The organism is Lichenifustis flavocetrariae (assembly GCF_026130545.1).
In the GTDB taxonomy this organism is placed as follows: Bacteria; Pseudomonadota; Alphaproteobacteria; order Rhizobiales; family Beijerinckiaceae; genus Lichenihabitans; species Lichenihabitans flavocetrariae.
Genome location: NZ_JAMOIM010000001.1, coordinates 710,892 through 726,491, shown reverse-complemented (window position 1 = coordinate 726,491; position 15,600 = coordinate 710,892). Strand labels below are relative to the sequence as shown.

Genomic DNA, 15,600 nt, shown 5'->3' with positions numbered 1-15,600 from the left:
CATCGCCTCTTCTCGTTCATCTCCCGAAACTGGCGCGGGCGACCGCTGACAGACTACCGCACCATCGTCGAACTTATCGGGGCCACGACTTCAACGGCAGGGTTAACCGTCCGCTGCCAGCTCGATGAACGTCCTTATTCCGCTGGGATCAAAGTGTCCGACCAGGACATGGCCAAGCTGAATATCCAGCGCAACGACTTCCATGGCGAATGGAACTATACAATCGCTCCAAGGCCATCATAATCAGCGCGATAATTTGTCGACGCTGCCTAAGCGACTTCACGGTGAACAAGCGCAGTCTGCCTAGGGCTCGCGGCTGCCTGCTGGCGATGAACCAGGTCAAGCTCAAGGCGTGTCTCCTGAAGGTCGCGGCGATGCCTCTCCGCATCCGCCTTGGCGTGTCGCGCCTCGGAACGGACGTGCGCCTGCGCCAACCAAGCGGCAATGCCGCCGATCAAGACACCCAGCATCACCATTAGGAGTATGACCAGGAACAAGGGAGCGCTCAGGGCCAGGGCTGGTGTTTCGCTGTTGAACGGGTCGAGCGAGATCGTCGAGATCTGACGGTTGGCTACAGCGAACAGAATGGCGAGCAGTGCGATCGGCACCAGAATAATCGCCTTAACGACGGTCTTCATTCCATCTCTTCCCTATCATCTCCGCGAGTGACGCCGCGGACAGGCTTGTCCCGTTACCCGCATCTCAACCATCTTGGACGTTCAGCCGTTCCCGCATCTCCTTGCCTGTCTTGAAGAACGGCACAACCTTTTCGTTCACGTCGACATGCTCGCCCGTGCGCGGATTGCGGCCGAGACGGGCGTCACGCCGCTTGACCGAGAAGGCCCCGAAACCGCGTAGTTCCACCCGGTTGCCGGAAGCCAGCGCATTGGTCACCTCATCCAGGATCGCATTGACGATCTTCTCGATGTCGCGCTGATAAAGGTGAGGATTTTTTTCGGCGAGCCGCTGTACGAGTTCCGACTTAATCAACGTTTGCCCCCTCACGTCGCATCACAAAACCTCGGCTTTCCCGTTATTCTGGCGCACCTAGCCATATCGCCTGAAGCCCCTCCGACGAATGAGCCGCGTCTGCGGCCGCCAGGCCCTTGAGAACCTGGGTCAACGTCCGCGCATCGAGGGTTTCCGCAAGGGCAGTGGCCATCCCGAGCAGCCCGAAGACACGGTCGCTATCGGGCTTCCAATCGCGAACCGGCAAATTCTTGGCCACCCCTTTACTTTCGAGCCAGGCGATCGAGTCCTTCTCGGTGCCAATCTGGTCGATCAGCTTCAAGGGAAGACTTTGCCGGCCGGTGAAAACCCGCCCGTCATCAACCGCCGCGAGTTCTTCATCGCTCATCCCTCGACGTTGTTGAACAAGCCCCTTGAACCACGCGTAACTATCCGCCACGAGCGCGTTGATGGCGGCCCGGGCGGCGTCGCTCGTCGGTGTAAACCCATCAGGCTCGGCCTTGAGGGGCGACGATTTGATCTTCTCCACGCTCACTCCCACCGTATCCAATAGTTTGGACACATTGGGAAACTCGAAAAGAACGCCGATCGAGCCGACCAAGGAATTTCCATAGGCGACGATGTGGTCGGCGCCAAGCGCCGCAATATAGGCGCCGGACGCCCCGAGTGTGCGAATCTCGGCCACCATGGGCTTCTTTTCGGCGACAGCTCGCAATGCGTCATACACGCGTTCGGATCCGACGGTCGTACCGCCGGGGCTGTCGATGTCCACGATGACCCCGGAAGCCGAAGACGCCCCGACGTCACGAATCAGCTTCAGGGTCTTCTCGTCGCCCGTGATCAAACCGGAAATACGGATCCGGGCGATGTGGGGCACGAAGGTCCCGGCACTCCTGGAAGATGTCGCCATCAAGGCGAAGCCGACAATGATCAGGGTCAGCAGCAGGAAGCCGGCCGTCCGCCAGAACAAGAGCTTCCTGCGCAGACGCCGCCGATCGAAGAGGTAATCGGCGGCGTTGGATGTCATGGACATACGCGAAACATTCCCTCGAAAGGTCGATACCAAAGGGCAGTTCTGAAACCCCGCGTCCAAGGCTTCAGCGCGGTCTACCGGATATGGAGGACCTGACCGCCTACAATGACCCTTCGGACCAAATTGCGTCCAACCTAAGCGGGGCTGTGCGGCAAGGCAAGGCGCGAGGCGTCTTCGGACGCCCCATGTGAGGCGCGATCAGCAGCAACGAGGGCCAGCCCGGAAGCCACGGATTGGAAGGCCTGTCCCGTGTGGATTCGATCGGCGCCAAAGCGCTCTACAAAGAGATTTCGCACGGCCGGCACATAGGAGGTACCGCCCGTCATGAACACAGCATCGACGTCCGACGGAGTGAGCCCAGCTTCCACCAAAGCGGCTTCCATGGCTTCTCCGATCCGCTGGAGATCACCGGCGATGAATCCTTCGAAGTCACCGCGGGTAACGCGTCCCCGCAGCGCGATACCGTGACTATCGAAGTCGAGCGTCGCGGTCTCGGCGTCGGAGAGTTGGGTCTTCACGCGGGAAATCGCCTGGTAGAGCTCGAAACCCAGGTCGAGGTCGAGGAACGCGATCAGCTTTTCGATGGCATCGGGCGCTTCGCTTGCAGAGGCCAGGGACCGAAGCTCCCGCATGACCTGCGGGACCTTCAGCCACGACAACTGGTGCCAACGCGCGAAGGCGGCATGGACATAGGCGGGGAACGGCAGGCTCTTGTCGAAGGAGCGGTAGCGAGACCCTTTGCCGAGTTGCGGCGCGACGAGGTGATCCACAAGCCGGTAGTCGAACGTGTCACCCGCGACGCCGACCCCGGTATGGGCCAGCGCATCGGCCACCAGCTGCCCTTTTGGATGCGTGAAGCGAATCACCGAGAAATCGCTCGTACCGCCGCCGAAATCGGCCACCAACACGGTTTCATCACATTTGAGCTGGCGAGCATACCAATAGGCGGCGCCCAGTGGCTCGTAGGCCAGATCGACCGTCCCGAAGCCGGCGAGCCGGTAAGCTTCGGTCAGGCGCGTCACGGCCAGATCTTCGTCGGGTAGTTCGCCGGCGAACACGACCGGCCGCCCCGCCGCCACTGGAAGCGACCGCGCCTTGAGGTCTCCGAAGTCAGCGGACAATTCGCTGAGAAACGTCCCGACAAGAGCCTCGATCGAAAACCGCTTGGCGTAGAGCCGCGTCTCAGAGAAGGCGCGGCTTGCCAGATAGGTCTTGATCGACTGGATGAACCGCCCTTCCCCGGTGCCGGCGAGCGCACGGTCCAGCGCCTGCGGTCCGGCGACATGGCGGATCTCGACGCGCGGGGCACGGCCCTCGCTCCAGAAGTAAAGCGCGGTTCGGAAAATATCGACGGGACCCGCCTGTGAAGGCCAGGTCACGTTGGTCACGCGGCCGTCGTCCTGCAGAAGAGCCACGACCGAATTGGTCGTGCCGAAATCAATGCCGAGGGCACGTGTCATAGCCAGTCTGTCTCAGGCGCAAAAGAAAACCGCGCGGAGAGGCTCCGCGCGGTAACGGTTTTGTGCAGCCGCGTCAGCGGCTGGTTCAGGTTCAGCTCTGCGCGTCGCGCTGCTTCTTGAGCGCCGCACCAAGAATGTCGCCGAGCGAGGCACCCGAGTCGGCCGACCCGAACTGGGCAATGGCTTCTTTTTCTTCCGCCATTTCCAGTGCCTTAACCGACACAGCGATCTTGCGGGCCTTGCGGTCGAGCAGAGTGATGCGGGCATCGACCTTCTCGCCGACCGCGAAGCGATCGGGACGCTGATCGTTGCGATCGCGAGCAAGCTCGGCGCGCTTGACGAAAGTCGTCAAGTCGGAGCCAGCGATCTTGACCTCGACGCCACCTTCCTTGACCTCGATGATCTCGCAGGTCACGACCTGTCCCTTGCGGAGCGAGTCGCCGGGAGCAGCGTCTTCACCGGGCTTGGTGACCAAGGCGTCGCCGGCCATCTGCTTGATGCCGAGCGAAATACGCTCCTTCTCGACATCGACATCGAGAACCTGGGCCCGGACGATGTCGCCCTTCTTGAAGTCCTCGATCGCCTGTTCGCCGGGGCGGTTCCAGTCGAGATCGGACAGATGGACCATACCGTCCACATCGCCGTCGAGACCGATGAAGAGGCCGAATTCGGTCTTGTTCTTGACCTCGCCTTCGACCACGGAGCCCACAGGATAGCGTTCGGCGAAGCTTTCCCAGGGGTTTGCCAGGGTCTGCTTGAGGCCGAGCGAGATGCGGCGCTTGATCGGATCCACTTCGAGGACCTGGACTTCCACCTCCTGGCTCGTCGCGACGATTTTACCGGGATGAACGTTCTTCTTGGTCCACGACATTTCCGACACGTGGATGAGGCCCTCGATCCCCGGCTCCAGCTCCACGAAGGCGCCGTAGTCGGTGATGTTGGTAACGCGGCCCGAAAGCTTGGCGTTGATCGGGTACTTGGCCTCGATGCCCTGCCACGGATCGTCCAGCAATTGCTTCATGCCGAGCGAGATGCGGTGCGTCTCGTGATTGATCTTGATGATCTTCACGCGAACAGTCTGGCCGATCGTCAGGACCTCGGTCGGGTGATTGACGCGACGCCAGGCGATATCGGTGACATGCAGCAGACCATCGATGCCGCCGAGGTCCACGAACGCACCATAATCGGTGATGTTCTTGACCGTGCCGTCAATGACCTGACCCTCTTCGAGGTTGGCCACGATCTCATGACGCTGCTCGGCGCGGGACTCTTCGAGAACCGTGCGGCGCGACACGACAATATTACCGCGCCGGCGATCCATCTTCAGGATCTGGAAGGGCTGCGGAACACCCATGAGGGGCGACACGTCGCGTACGGGACGGATATCGACCTGGGATCGCGGCAGAAACGCCACGGCGCCATCGAGGTCGACTGTGAAGCCACCCTTCACCTGGTTGAAGATGACGCCTTCGACCTTTTCCTGCTTCTCGAACGCCTTCTCGAGCTTCACCCAGCTCTCTTCGCGGCGGGCCTTGTCGCGGGAGATGACGGCTTCGCCGAGCGCATTCTCGACGCGCTCCAGGTACACCTCGACGATGTCGCCGATGTTCGGCGAAGCCTCGCGGCCCTGGCTCGTGAATTCCTTGAGCGGCACGCGACCTTCAGTCTTGAGACCGATATCGACAACCGCAACATCCTTTTCGATGCCCACGATGGTGCCACGCACCACGGTGCCTTCGAAAGCATCGTTCTTGCCGTAGCTCTCATCCAGCATTGCGGCGAAGTCTTCGCGCGTTGGGGCGCGTTCAGCGTAAACTGCGGACATATACTCTCCTGGAGTGCCCGATCGGGCAGCGCCGGCGGTTGGTGTTGACAGGATTCCCGTGTTGCCGATGGCGTTCGAAACTGAACGTCCTCCACCCTGAAGGGTGGGCCGGCGCGGACCGGCGAGCGGGAATATTTGCTTATCGGTTTGATATGGAGATCGTTGAATCTCTCATCAAGGCGCTGCCCATACCAGATCCGCACAGAACGAACAAGCCTTGCACCAGAAGCGGAGCGCCTGTTACCGGCCAAGATCGCAAGACGTTGAAAGATGCCGAGCGCAGCGACTCTTATGTCCGACGCCAAGCTTCAGCCGGCGAAGGGCTAAACCAGAGCGTATCCATTAGAGGCTCGTCAAATCACGGCTGGCTGCAGAGGTGGGGTGGCGCCCACGCTTCCTCACGGTGTCCGGCATGAATTGGACGCTTGTCTCATCCGGAGCGGCCAAAATCACACGGGCTATCGAAAAGCCCGCAGCAGCGGCAACTTGGCTGGACAGCGAGCAACAACCCTGCTAACGGACCAGCCTCTGGGGGCGGAGCTTTTTTCCGTCCCTTCATAATTCCTCAACCAACGCGATGGTCGTCGCGTATCGCTCTTCAAGGGTCCACGCTTGCAAGTTCTCGTTCGCGATAACAACGTCGATCAGGCTCTCAAGGCTCTCAAGAAAAAGATGCAGCGTGAAGGCATCTTCCGTGAAATGAAGCTGCGCGGCCATTACGAAAAGCCGTCCGAGAAGCGGGTACGCGAATCTGCCGAGGCCGTGCGGCGTGCCCGAAAGCTTGCTCGCAAAAAGTTGCAGCGCGAAGGGTTGCTGCCGATGAAGCCTCGCCCGCTGCTCGGTGCTGGCGTGCCACGCTGAAGCTCGCCGGCTTTCCCAATTCGCAGGTCTTCGCCATTTCAACCTCCAGCTCTTCGCTGGAGGTTTTGCTTTTGTGGACTTAGGTAAATCGTAACCATTTTGCGACACCTCTTGTTAAGCGATCAGCCGCCCTCCTCAGGACGCCTGATTGTCCCAGTGTCGCCCCATTGTCAGGTCAGTCGACATCTGCGCGCAGCCTCATCGGTGCTCGTCACCCAAAGATCTAAGCGAGAGACACGAGATGATCGTCGTGCGGACGGATTTCTCAGGAACGTATAAGGGAATTCCAGTATTGGCCGAGTGGCGCCGCCGTGTTCTGCTTCTTGGGGCCGTCGCGGCCGCTTTGGGTCTGGCCGGGTGCGAAACCGTTGGCTCGATCGGCACGCCGGGCGCGGGCATTGCGGAAGTTCAGCCGGCCAGCAAGGAAACCTCTGTCAACATCGCTTCGTTGACCGAGGTCATCAAACGGAATCCAAGCGATTCCGAGGCCTATAATACACGCGGCACGGCTTATGCGCGGACAGGCGATTTCGCCGACGCCATCGCGGATTTCACCAAGTCGGTTCAATTGAATCCCGGCAACGCCGCTGCCTTCACCAATCGTGCCTTGGCGTACCGCCAGACGCGGCGAGACGACCTCGCGCTCGCAGACTTCAATCAAGCCATTCAGGCCAATTCGAACCACGCTCCGGCCTATCTGGGCCGCGGTAACCTGCTCCGGTCGCAGGGTCACCTGGAACAGGCTTTGAACGATCTCAATCAGGCCATCAAGCTGTACCCGGAGGGGGCGCAGGCGTTCCATGCGCGCGGCCTGATCCATCAAAAGGAAAACGAGCAGGCTCTGGCCATCAGCGACTTTGACAATGCGATCGATCGCGATCCCTTCGCGGCGGCGCCTTACCAAGCACGAGCGCAAAGCCTGGCCGCCACCGGCAAATACGCGGCGGCGATCGAAGATTACAACGCCGCTTTGAACGTCGACACCAAGAACGCAGACGCGTGGGCCGGCTTGGGCCTCTGCTATGAGAAGACCGGCAATGCCACAAAGGCGCGAGAAGCCTTCTCACACGCCAAGGTGCTTGATCCGCAGAATCAGGCGGCCAGCGACGGGTTGTCTCGTCTGGCTGGTTGATCACCGCGTGGCACCACTCGCTGATGAGCGGTTGGGCGAAGCTCGAATATCGACATTCAAACCCAGGCTTTGGACCACATCAGGACGAAGACGCTGTTCAATCGAGGGCGAACGAAGCGCTGAATCCGGTCAGGACCTCGACGTCTGACCGCGTCTAGGTAAACCGAAGGCTAGTTTGCGCGGAAACGACCCATGCTCCCGTGAAACCTCGGTCCTGACTTTGCTTTGTTGCGCTTCGTCGAAAAGTCCGTGCGGTCCACTGTCCACCGTGAATGTCGCCTCTCATCAGTCTTGATGACCACAAGAGGCACGGTTCAAGGGAATGCCGGCCGGGTAAGCGTGAGCTTCGTGTGAGGATTTTTCCTTCACGCAGGATCGTTGGTTCTGTAGGGCGAGCTATCCACAAACCCACGTAATTTTTCTTCTGAGTCCAGTTAGCTGATTCATTTTGCGGCAAAAGCGTCCTCCTAAGAGTAAGCCCTCTCTCGCAGCAGCTTGACACGTTGTTCGACATCCCTGTCGGATGGCGGTTCCTTCGTCAATGCCAGCATTGCATATCGCTAGCGTCCCTGTTTTAAGCTGTGATCGGCCGTAAAAGAATAAGCCTATGGAAGTCCGGCTTTGTCAGTCTGCCTCCTTCCCACCTGCGCTAAGGTTCATCCGTCTATGACTTATCCGTGCCTGAGTGGCGGATAACGAACCTTGGTCTCATAAGACAAGCCAAAACTCATCAAGAACGATCGGACAGCCGATATCTCGTGGAGACGGCGGAACATACTCGCGGAGATCCGAGCGAGCGACCTTTTAAAGAACGAATTTGACTGGCGCCTCTATCGACACTCAAGGTGTTTCAAGAGCCATCGGGAACAAGGCGGCTGAGGTTCGGTAAGTCCAGCACACCAGATGAGGTCAGCATCAGGACGCCAGTAGTCCGCAAGATAGACGATAGACCAGATGATCCGTCGTCCCTCTCTCCAAAACAAACTAAACACGCCGGCTTTCGCGGCGCGCTCAGCTAACTAAGACACTTGTGATTAAGCGGCGTTCTTCACCGATTTCGGGCGTCCACGCCCTTTCTTCGGCTCAGCAATTGGCGCGGAAACTTCTTGAGCGGGAGCAACAGCCGCGCGAAGCGTGAGGGCCTTTTTCCTCTGCTGTCCAAGCCCCATCTCCTTCGCGAGCGCAGAGCGAGCACGGGCATAGTTCGGAGCAACCATTGGATAATCGCCGCTCAACCCCCACTTTTCACGATATTCGACCGGGGACATGTTGTACTGCGTCCTCAAGTGACGCTTCAGCGACTTAAATTTCTTACCGTCTTCGAGACAGATAAGGTAATCGTCGGCGATCGATTTCTTAATCGGCACCGCAGGCGCCTTGATCTGTTCAACCGGCTCTTCAGCTTTTGTTCCGGCGATTTTTTGAAGCGCTGAATGAACCGAGTGGATCAGGGTCGGCAATTCACCGGCTGGAACAGAATTATGGCTCACAAACGCCGACACGATGTCAGCAGCCATTTCGATGAATTCAACCTCTGTATTCACTTCCGACATGATCCTCTCCGCGTTTCCTTTTAAGTAGATAGATCTGTTTCACGCATTTCGCAAGCGCCGGAACTCTATTTAGGCAAGTATGTGAAAGAAAGTTGCGACAACATACCGGATATGGCCGGCTCGTGTGAGTATCGCCTCATCAATCAAGGTCCTCATTGCTGAAACGATGATCGGCGGGTCACTGTCGCGGCCTCGAATCACAGATAAAGCCGCTGGGCCGGGCGTTCCAGTCTTGTTCAGGCTACGAATTCGATCAGGCAAACACGCAATGTTGCAGCGCAAGACAGCGAGTCGCCAAGGCGGGTTGCGGCACATGATCAGGTACGTTGTGACGCTGTAATGCAATGTCAGCCACTCAATGATCAGCCTTCGAGGAGGTACAGTTGAGTGCCGCCGCACAAGACTGCTCAGCGTGAAGACATAGGGAATCCTTGACCAAACCTCACGGGCAATGCTTGGGCGAAATTGCAATGTGGGGTGGCGCGCTACGAGCATTGGTGTCAATTGACAAGGGGTCGTGAGCCTCGGCTCCGGGTAAAAATCAAATCCGAGGAGACTGCTCAACGCCGAGCATCGAAACCACAAGTGGTGTCGGCGTTAAACCGGACACCCGCAACAACCAAATGCTTTCCGCAAGGTGCAGTCGACTGAGGTTCAATTAGGGACGAGGCTAACTCCTCGATGATGCTCTGGGCTGGGGGTTCTGTGGCGACCGCAGGATAGAACGGGAGTGCGGCACTCAACATTTCCGATGACTGGCCGCACCGGGGCGATGATCTCCGCCAATAACTCGAACAGGCGATGCCCTCGAACCGAATACGCGATCAGCGAGCCAAGCCGGGGACTTTGCCTCTCGCTATCTGAAGCTCCGTTAACAAGCCGAAACCGCTACAACGCGGTTCGCCCGGGGGGACAGTACCGTAGGAAGGTCTCCCAGGATATCGAGCTGGCTGTCTGTTCAGCTCATCCTGCGGAAAGATAGACTGCTTTGGTACCACCACCCCGGCTCGAACGGGGGACCTCTAGATCCACAATCTAGCGCTCTAACCAACTGAGCTATGGCGGCCTGCACTGCAGCGCGGATGTAACTAGGAGGATCTGAACGGGAAAGCAACCCCGCCTCGGCACTCCAGGATGAAAACTGGCTCTCCGGGCGAAGCAACCGATTGATCACCCGCGCCGTCCATAGCGACGGCAATCTCCTTCGCCCAAAAGATGAAGCCGGCGAGCAGTCGTTATCTTGATTGAGCGTCCGCACTCGCCTTGATGTCACCGTTTCGCTTTGCCCGAGCCCGCATCCGCTGCCCCGCGTTCATCACGCCTCGCGCCAACAATCGGAATGGTGTTGCCAGTCGCTCAAGATCATCAACACGCGCCGCAAACGTTTCGCCACGGACCAATTCGCGGTCGAGCGCGGCCATTGTGCTCGAGAGGCTCGGATCCTCATCCTTCAACCACACGGAAACAATCCGAGCCCAAGCCACCACAAGACCCTGAACCTTTAAAGCGCCCGCCTGGCCTTCCGTATCGATGCCTGCGGCTTCGAGCATGAAACGCATGGAATTGACCGCTGTCCTGTTCAGCGCGGCGGCCGCAATGGGATCACGGCGGAGCCAATCGGAGATGCCTTCGAGGCCGAGGCGGTAAGGCGCCATAGCGTCGAGCCGGCGCATCAACACATCGAAAAGGCGTTCTTTCGGCCCTTCGTCTTTCAAATCGTCTGACGTCTTCTCCAAGACGGCGCGATCGATCCTGCGGGAGAATCCCCCAAGGATCGCCCCCTTGGACGGAAAGGCATCCCGGAAGTCAGCGAGCGAAACCCCTGCTCTTGTGGCGATATCGGATATGGAAATGTCTTTCCATTCCCGTTCAGCCGCAAGCTCGAACAAGGCTTCGATGATGGCGTCGCGCGGGGAAGGACGGTGCGGCGCGTCTTCCGGCTTCGCGGCATTGGGGGCAACGGTATCCGGCATGCTGTTTGTCTCCGCTTTCCTGCCCTAACGATGACCGACCGATCTCAGGTCCTCCGGCCAGCATTCCCGAGCAATGTCGCGCATCGGTATCGGATTACGCAAGGGGCAGGCACCGCGGGCATCGCATGAGGCATTAGCCGGACAGTTCGGCGGCCCTGCGATGAGCTGCCGCAACCGCGGCCGAGATGAGCATTGGCAAACCGCCCGTGTCCATCATCAGGACGTCCAGTGCCGCCGCCGTCGTTCCGCCAGGCGATGTCACATTCCGGCGCAGCATCTCAGAGGTATCTCCTGGACGGGCCGCCATCAAGCCTCCGGCGCCCTCGACGGTCGCACGCGCAAGGCGCATGGCGACGGCGGCTTCGAGACCTACGGCTTCGCCAGCCTTGGCCAGGCACTCGGTCAGGTAGAACACGTAAGCGGGCCCTGACCCTGACACGGCCGTTACGGCGTCGATCAGGTTTTCATCAGCCAGCCATTCGACCTCGCCAACGGCGGCCAACAAGAACTGGATGGCCGCCTTCTGATTTTCATTTACGGCGGCGTCCACCGCCACGCCGGTTATGCCGCGACGGATCGCAGCGGGTGTATTCGGCATGGCTCGCGCAATCGAACCCACATCCGGCAGAGCGCGCCGAAGGTCCGCGATGGTTTTTCCAGCCAGCACCGAGATGAGGAGAGTTCCGGGTTGAGCGTAAGGCAGAAGGTCTGGCGCGGCCCGTTCAAGCATCTGGGGCTTGACTGCAAGAACAAGAACGTCTGGCGAAGGCCGCGTCCCTGCAAGCGGGTTGAGGACAATCCCGGCACGATCGAGGCGCTCCACCAATGGCCCTGACGGGCGCGGCTCCAAAACCGTCAGGCATCGGTGGTCGATGCCCACATCGAGCCACGCTTCGAGCAGTGCGCCGCCCATCTGACCTGCTCCGGCGAGCATGATCGTTCCCTCGAAACGATCACTGCGAAGCAAGGGATCTGATGCGGCACTTTGAATCACGCTTCTCCCTCGGTCTCGAACATGGCCCCGTCCAGAGCCTCCCGTGCCGATTTTCCGGCCCAAAGTACAAATTGAAACGCCTGATAATAGCGATCGCAGGCCGTCACGGCCGTCTTCAGAATAGCCTCACACTGACGTCCGTCCGGATCCGCTCCGCCCGCCATAAGCAATGAATGGCGGAACATCACCACATCCTCGCCGGTCCAAAGATCGAAGTGGCCAATCCAAAGATGCTCATTGATCAGCGAAATGAGGTGAAGGATCGTTGCCCTGCGCCTTTCCGGCACTTTCAGGTCGAAGGCGCAGCCCACATGGAGAGCCTCGAGATCCGGCAACCACGTGAAGGCCACATGGTAATCGGACAACTTACCCTTGACGGAAATCGAGATCTCATCCTGGTTATCGCGATCGAACGACCAGTCGTGCAGTGAAGCAAGACGCTCCACAACATCGACGGGATGCTCGGCCCGATCCGGCTCGATCTGATGAAGCGACATTCAACATCCCACCCGAATCTGCGGTACGAAGCGCACCGCCACACCATGAACCGCCTGCGAAAGCGTAAAAATCAATGCAGGACGCCAGCAACTCTGTAGCTCACCTGCCGCGCATGACGGCCTGCTTTGTCAGAACTGCGAATCACTTGTGATTCAACTATAGCGCCAAGTTCGCGGCGATTGCACGGCTGGGATCACACGGTTCTCCGGTAGTTGTGGACAGCGCGACGAACGGTGGTTTTCAGACCTGCGGGCCGCGTCAAGCGTGGGAACTTGTCGAGGCGGATTACGTTTTCACCCCGTGGTCAGGCAGATGTATTCCCCTCCCATCGCTTGGCTGCATTAAAGAACCCGCAACGGCAGCCCCTAGCCGTTGCGGGTTTTTAATGCAGCCCATTTCGCCGTCAGAAATCGCGGGTCGCGAGACGCGGAACATGTCCGGTAAGGTTATTGCAAAGAGCAGGGTGGTATCTTTAAATAGCCCTGCTCGGGGCTTGACTTGCCTCTCATTAGCCTGAGCGAGCCAGCATCAGTCGCAGGGAACTATCTCTGTTTGGAAGAAACGTGGTGCCCTGGCCGCGACAGACTTGGACCTAAGAACCGCTCGCGCGGCCAGGCATGCCGAAAAGCACTTTTGGCGAAGCGTCGTTTCTTGTCCGACCGCCCGCGCGCGTTCTTTCTTGGGTCAAAACTGAGGAGATACGCATGCAAGGGGCCGGCCCAAGGCCAACTCCACTGCTACCCGGGCATTCGACCCCACGAGGCCGCTAGTCACGCAGGAATGGCGGTGCTCCGCTCGGGACGTCGGCGGGACTTCCGGTCAAAGAACAGCACTTGGCTGATCACAGCCCGCAGCGTGTCCACGCTGAAAGGCTTGGCGATCAGGAAGGCGGGCTCGGGCGGCGCACCGGTGAGGAAACGCTCCGGGTAAGCCGTGATGAAAATCACCGGCACCTCGAAACTCTCAAGGATTTCATTGACCGCCTCAAGCCCTGAACTGCCGTCGGCGAGTTGAATATCCGCCAGAATCAATCCCGGCTGGCTCTGGGTCTGGATCGCTGCAAGGGCCTCGCGATGGGTGCGTGCGACATCGATCACACGATGCCCAAGCTCCTCGACCAGGTTTTGCAGGTCGAGCGCGATAAGCGGCTCGTCTTCGATGATCAACACATCCGTGGAGATTTGGGCCGCGATCTCGGCATTGGCTTGGTCGAGCAGCGATTTCACGTCGGCTTGCGAGCATGTCAGCGTGGCTGCCGCTTGCGCGACCGAAAATCCTTCGAGCGCCGTCAGCAGCAATGCGATCCTGGGACGCAGAGAGATCGCTTCAAGACGCCGGCTGGTTCCGATCTCATCCGGCATGGCCACACCTGCGTCAGGTGCATTGTTCACCGAGACCACACCCCAGAGCTTGAGGAACAGCCGATAAAGCGAAGTCTTAGCGTCGTCGCCGATCCCGAACCCGTCTGGATCGGCCACGATGGCCTCCAACGTTTCCACCACATAGGCATCGCCGCTTCGCTGACTTCCCGTCAACGCGCGCGCGAAGCGTCGCAAATGGGGCAAATGTGGCGCGATCGCCTGGGATATCGACATCGACAACTCTCTAAGATCCAAAAAAGCCCCGCTCATAACGACTTTGAAGGATTATAGTTCCAAAGCGGAACCATAATTTTGCACTTGCGTTATGAGATGGATCGACGCGGTGGTTGTGCATGGCATTCCCCTTCGCGCCGGGCGCCAGGATAGGGTAAGGACGTCCCCGCCGCAAGGTTGGGGCCGTTTGTCGGGGGTTTGGAGCTTCGGATGAGGGACAAAAGTAATGGTGGGACGGAGCAATCCGGAGCTGCCCGCGGTGAGGCGGTGCGACCGCTCGATGAAGCGGGCGTGGTCGTGACCGACACGGCAGTGCATGCGGAGGAGCTTGATGTCGACGAAGATGAGGGGAGCGACGTTGCTCCAAAGCCTGTCTCGTCCGACATGCAGCAGTTCATCGGGCGGCAATTGCGGGCTGTCTTTGATGATGTTGCCAAACAGCCAGTGCCAGATCGGTTTTTGGAACTGATGAAACAGCTCGAACAGAAAACAGGGACCTGAAACTTTCCGCGACCCCGTCTTACGGAGGAGATTGGCATTCCGCAATATAGGTGCGCATCGCATCTGGAGCTGAACGGGTAAGTGACTGCCTGAGGGCTGGATGCGCAAGGGTGGCCGTTAAAACGCAGTGGCACGTTGCGCTGCAAAGCTGTTCATCCCGGCCCTGAGCGACGCACCCCTTTTCGCAGGCTTGGAGGAACTCAGCAGCCTGTCGGGGCCGTGAGAGCAGGACTGTGGGCGTAAGGCCGGTCTCCGGCAAGCCATAGAGGGCGATCAGTAAGCCGATTAGAAAAGGCTGGTGCAGGAGGTAGACCAGCAAACTATGGCGTCCTCCCGTTGCAAGGACGCGATATATGGCGGGTCTCGGGGAGAACCTTGCCATCCAATCCACGAGATGCGTTCTGCCGGCCACCATGCCGATCAGAACGGGAGACAGCCACGGCAGAAGCGGGCGGAAATCGAGCGTGGCGGGCGAGGTGTCGGAGAGTCCAGTCCAAGCCCAGCCGGCGCCTCCAAGGGCAGCCGGCAAAGCCAAAGGGATCGTTGCCGCAAGCACCCCAAGCGTGACCAGCACCAAATTCGAGACCCGCTGCAGCACGAGTGCGACAATATTCGTGATCAAGATGCAGTGAAGAATGCCGAACCAGATCGTCCCGCCGGGCACCACGCTCATCGTGACCAGGGTGACCGTCGCGGCGGCTGCCGCGATGGCCCCCAAGCGGCGCGCCACTTGGCCGAGCCTGAAGCCGCGCCGCTGAGCCAAAGCGATCCCGAACCCTGAAAGTCCGAGGAACACGGTGGCTACGCCGTGACCGAACAGTCGCGGCACCAAAGACGTTCCGGGATCTATAGGCGAAAGGTCGAAAGCATGAAGATCCCAGGTCAAATGGTAGAGGATCATGCCGCCCAGCGCAGCGCCGCGCAGGCAATCCACAGCCGGGATGCGCGTAGCTCCCGGCCTGCCATCGGCCTTCGCGTGGGTGATCGGGACTTCGACCGGTAGAGACATCGAAGAGGAGTGCGCCTAGGTGAACTGCAGCCTTTCTGGCTGCCACGGGAATGACACGCCCTTATAGGACAAGCCTGTGCTTCCCGATCCCCTTTGCAACATCGCCGCCTATCGCAGCGGCCTGGGCGGTCGGCTCGCAGATGAACCAACCCGCGCTTGCCGAAGGCCGCCCGGTGGAAAGGTACACGATCCGATGC

General features: G+C 59.5%; 15 protein-coding genes and 1 tRNA gene. 4 read left to right on the top strand and 12 right to left on the bottom strand.

Annotation, left to right across the window (positions count from 1 at the left end):
• The coding region (locus tag M8523_RS03385; protein WP_428349718.1) for an ISAzo13-like element transposase-related protein at positions 1 to 243 on the top strand (243 nt) is incomplete at its 5' end.
• A 26-nt stretch (positions 244 to 269) separates the two neighbouring features.
• Here M8523_RS03385 and M8523_RS03380 read toward each other — a convergent pair.
• From M8523_RS03380 to rpsA, 5 genes are all read right to left on the bottom strand, one after another.
• On the bottom strand, positions 270 to 638 hold the full coding sequence (locus M8523_RS03380; protein ID WP_282583390.1) for a lipopolysaccharide assembly protein LapA domain-containing protein: 369 nt from the start codon (positions 636 to 638) through the stop codon (positions 270 to 272).
• A gap of 64 nt (positions 639 to 702) precedes the next feature.
• The gene (locus tag M8523_RS03375; RefSeq protein ID WP_282583389.1) at positions 703 to 990 is read right to left on the bottom strand and encodes an integration host factor subunit beta; all 288 of its coding nucleotides are present in this window, start codon (positions 988 to 990) and stop codon (positions 703 to 705) included.
• Positions 991 to 1,033: 43 nt separating this feature from the next.
• Positions 1,034 to 2,002, bottom strand: a complete 969-nt coding sequence (gene sppA / locus M8523_RS03370; RefSeq protein WP_282583388.1) for a signal peptide peptidase SppA — start codon at positions 2,000 to 2,002, stop codon at positions 1,034 to 1,036.
• A gap of 134 nt (positions 2,003 to 2,136) precedes the next feature.
• Positions 2,137 to 3,462, bottom strand: coding sequence for an Hsp70 family protein (locus M8523_RS03365; protein ID WP_282583387.1), 1,326 nt, complete (start codon positions 3,460 to 3,462; stop codon positions 2,137 to 2,139).
• Between the two features lie 91 nt (positions 3,463 to 3,553).
• A complete protein-coding gene (gene rpsA / locus M8523_RS03360) occupies positions 3,554 to 5,287 on the bottom strand; it encodes a 30S ribosomal protein S1 (protein ID WP_282583386.1) in 1,734 nt (577 codons plus the stop codon).
• 612 nt (positions 5,288 to 5,899) lie between these two features.
• On the opposite strand from rpsA, the gene rpsU reads away from it, so the two are divergent.
• Together rpsU and M8523_RS03350 are read left to right on the top strand one after the other, a co-directional pair.
• The gene (gene rpsU, locus M8523_RS03355; RefSeq protein ID WP_282583385.1) at positions 5,900 to 6,148 is read left to right on the top strand and encodes a 30S ribosomal protein S21; all 249 of its coding nucleotides are present in this window, start codon (positions 5,900 to 5,902) and stop codon (positions 6,146 to 6,148) included.
• A gap of 241 nt (positions 6,149 to 6,389) precedes the next feature.
• Positions 6,390 to 7,280, top strand: a complete 891-nt coding sequence (locus M8523_RS03350; RefSeq protein ID WP_282583384.1) for a tetratricopeptide repeat protein — start codon at positions 6,390 to 6,392, stop codon at positions 7,278 to 7,280.
• Positions 7,281 to 8,314: 1,034 nt separating this feature from the next.
• Here the strand turns inward: M8523_RS03350 and M8523_RS03345 are convergent.
• The 6 genes from M8523_RS03345 to M8523_RS03320 form a co-directional block, all read right to left on the bottom strand.
• Positions 8,315 to 8,833 (bottom strand): Ros/MucR family transcriptional regulator, encoded by a 519-nt coding sequence (locus tag M8523_RS03345; RefSeq protein ID WP_282583383.1) that lies wholly within the window; start codon positions 8,831 to 8,833, stop codon positions 8,315 to 8,317.
• A gap of 989 nt (positions 8,834 to 9,822) precedes the next feature.
• Positions 9,823 to 9,899: transfer RNA gene (locus M8523_RS03340), tRNA-His, on the bottom strand.
• A gap of 169 nt (positions 9,900 to 10,068) precedes the next feature.
• A complete protein-coding gene (locus tag M8523_RS03335) occupies positions 10,069 to 10,806 on the bottom strand; it encodes a TetR/AcrR family transcriptional regulator (RefSeq protein WP_282583382.1) in 738 nt (245 codons plus the stop codon).
• Positions 10,807 to 10,939: 133 nt separating this feature from the next.
• Entirely contained in the window at positions 10,940 to 11,740 is an 801-nt protein-coding gene (proC, locus tag M8523_RS03330) for a pyrroline-5-carboxylate reductase (protein ID WP_282583381.1), read from the bottom strand.
• Between the two features lie 56 nt (positions 11,741 to 11,796).
• Positions 11,797 to 12,297: a type III secretion system chaperone family protein gene (locus tag M8523_RS03325; protein WP_282583380.1), complete on the bottom strand. Its 501-nt coding sequence runs from the start codon at positions 12,295 to 12,297 to the stop codon at positions 11,797 to 11,799.
• A 771-nt stretch (positions 12,298 to 13,068) separates the two neighbouring features.
• Positions 13,069 to 13,893 carry a response regulator gene (locus M8523_RS03320; protein WP_282583379.1) on the bottom strand — a complete coding sequence of 275 codons (825 nt, stop codon included), beginning with the start codon at positions 13,891 to 13,893 and terminating at the stop codon, positions 13,069 to 13,071.
• Positions 13,894 to 14,160: 267 nt separating this feature from the next.
• On the opposite strand from M8523_RS03320, the gene M8523_RS03315 reads away from it, so the two are divergent.
• On the top strand, positions 14,161 to 14,394 hold the full coding sequence (locus tag M8523_RS03315; RefSeq protein WP_282583378.1) for a NepR family anti-sigma factor: 234 nt from the start codon (positions 14,161 to 14,163) through the stop codon (positions 14,392 to 14,394).
• 19 nt (positions 14,395 to 14,413) lie between these two features.
• Here M8523_RS03315 and M8523_RS03310 read toward each other — a convergent pair whose 3' ends face one another.
• The gene (locus M8523_RS03310; RefSeq protein ID WP_282583377.1) at positions 14,414 to 15,403 is read right to left on the bottom strand and encodes an acetyltransferase domain-containing protein; all 990 of its coding nucleotides are present in this window, start codon (positions 15,401 to 15,403) and stop codon (positions 14,414 to 14,416) included.
• Positions 15,404 to 15,600: the final 197 nt, after the last annotated feature.

Coding starts and splice junctions, on each gene's coding strand:
- M8523_RS03380 (WP_282583390.1), bottom strand. CDS start 638: ATGAAGACCGTCGTTAAGGCGATTATTCTGGTGCCGATCGCACTGCTC.
- sppA (WP_282583388.1), bottom strand. CDS start 2,002: ATGTCCATGACATCCAACGCCGCCGATTACCTCTTCGATCGGCGGCGT.
- M8523_RS03365 (WP_282583387.1), bottom strand. CDS start 3,462: ATGACACGTGCCCTCGGCATTGATTTCGGCACGACCAATTCGGTCGTG.
- rpsA (WP_282583386.1), bottom strand. CDS start 5,287: ATGTCCGCAGTTTACGCTGAACGCGCCCCAACGCGCGAAGACTTCGCC.
- M8523_RS03350 (WP_282583384.1), top strand. CDS start 6,390: ATGATCGTCGTGCGGACGGATTTCTCAGGAACGTATAAGGGAATTCCA.
- M8523_RS03345 (WP_282583383.1), bottom strand. CDS start 8,833: ATGTCGGAAGTGAATACAGAGGTTGAATTCATCGAAATGGCTGCTGAC.
- M8523_RS03335 (WP_282583382.1), bottom strand. CDS start 10,806: ATGCCGGATACCGTTGCCCCCAATGCCGCGAAGCCGGAAGACGCGCCG.
- proC (WP_282583381.1), bottom strand. CDS start 11,740: ATGCTCGCCGGAGCAGGTCAGATGGGCGGCGCACTGCTCGAAGCGTGG.
- M8523_RS03325 (WP_282583380.1), bottom strand. CDS start 12,297: ATGTCGCTTCATCAGATCGAGCCGGATCGGGCCGAGCATCCCGTCGAT.
- M8523_RS03320 (WP_282583379.1), bottom strand. CDS start 13,893: ATGTCGATATCCCAGGCGATCGCGCCACATTTGCCCCATTTGCGACGC.
- M8523_RS03310 (WP_282583377.1), bottom strand. CDS start 15,403: ATGTCTCTACCGGTCGAAGTCCCGATCACCCACGCGAAGGCCGATGGC.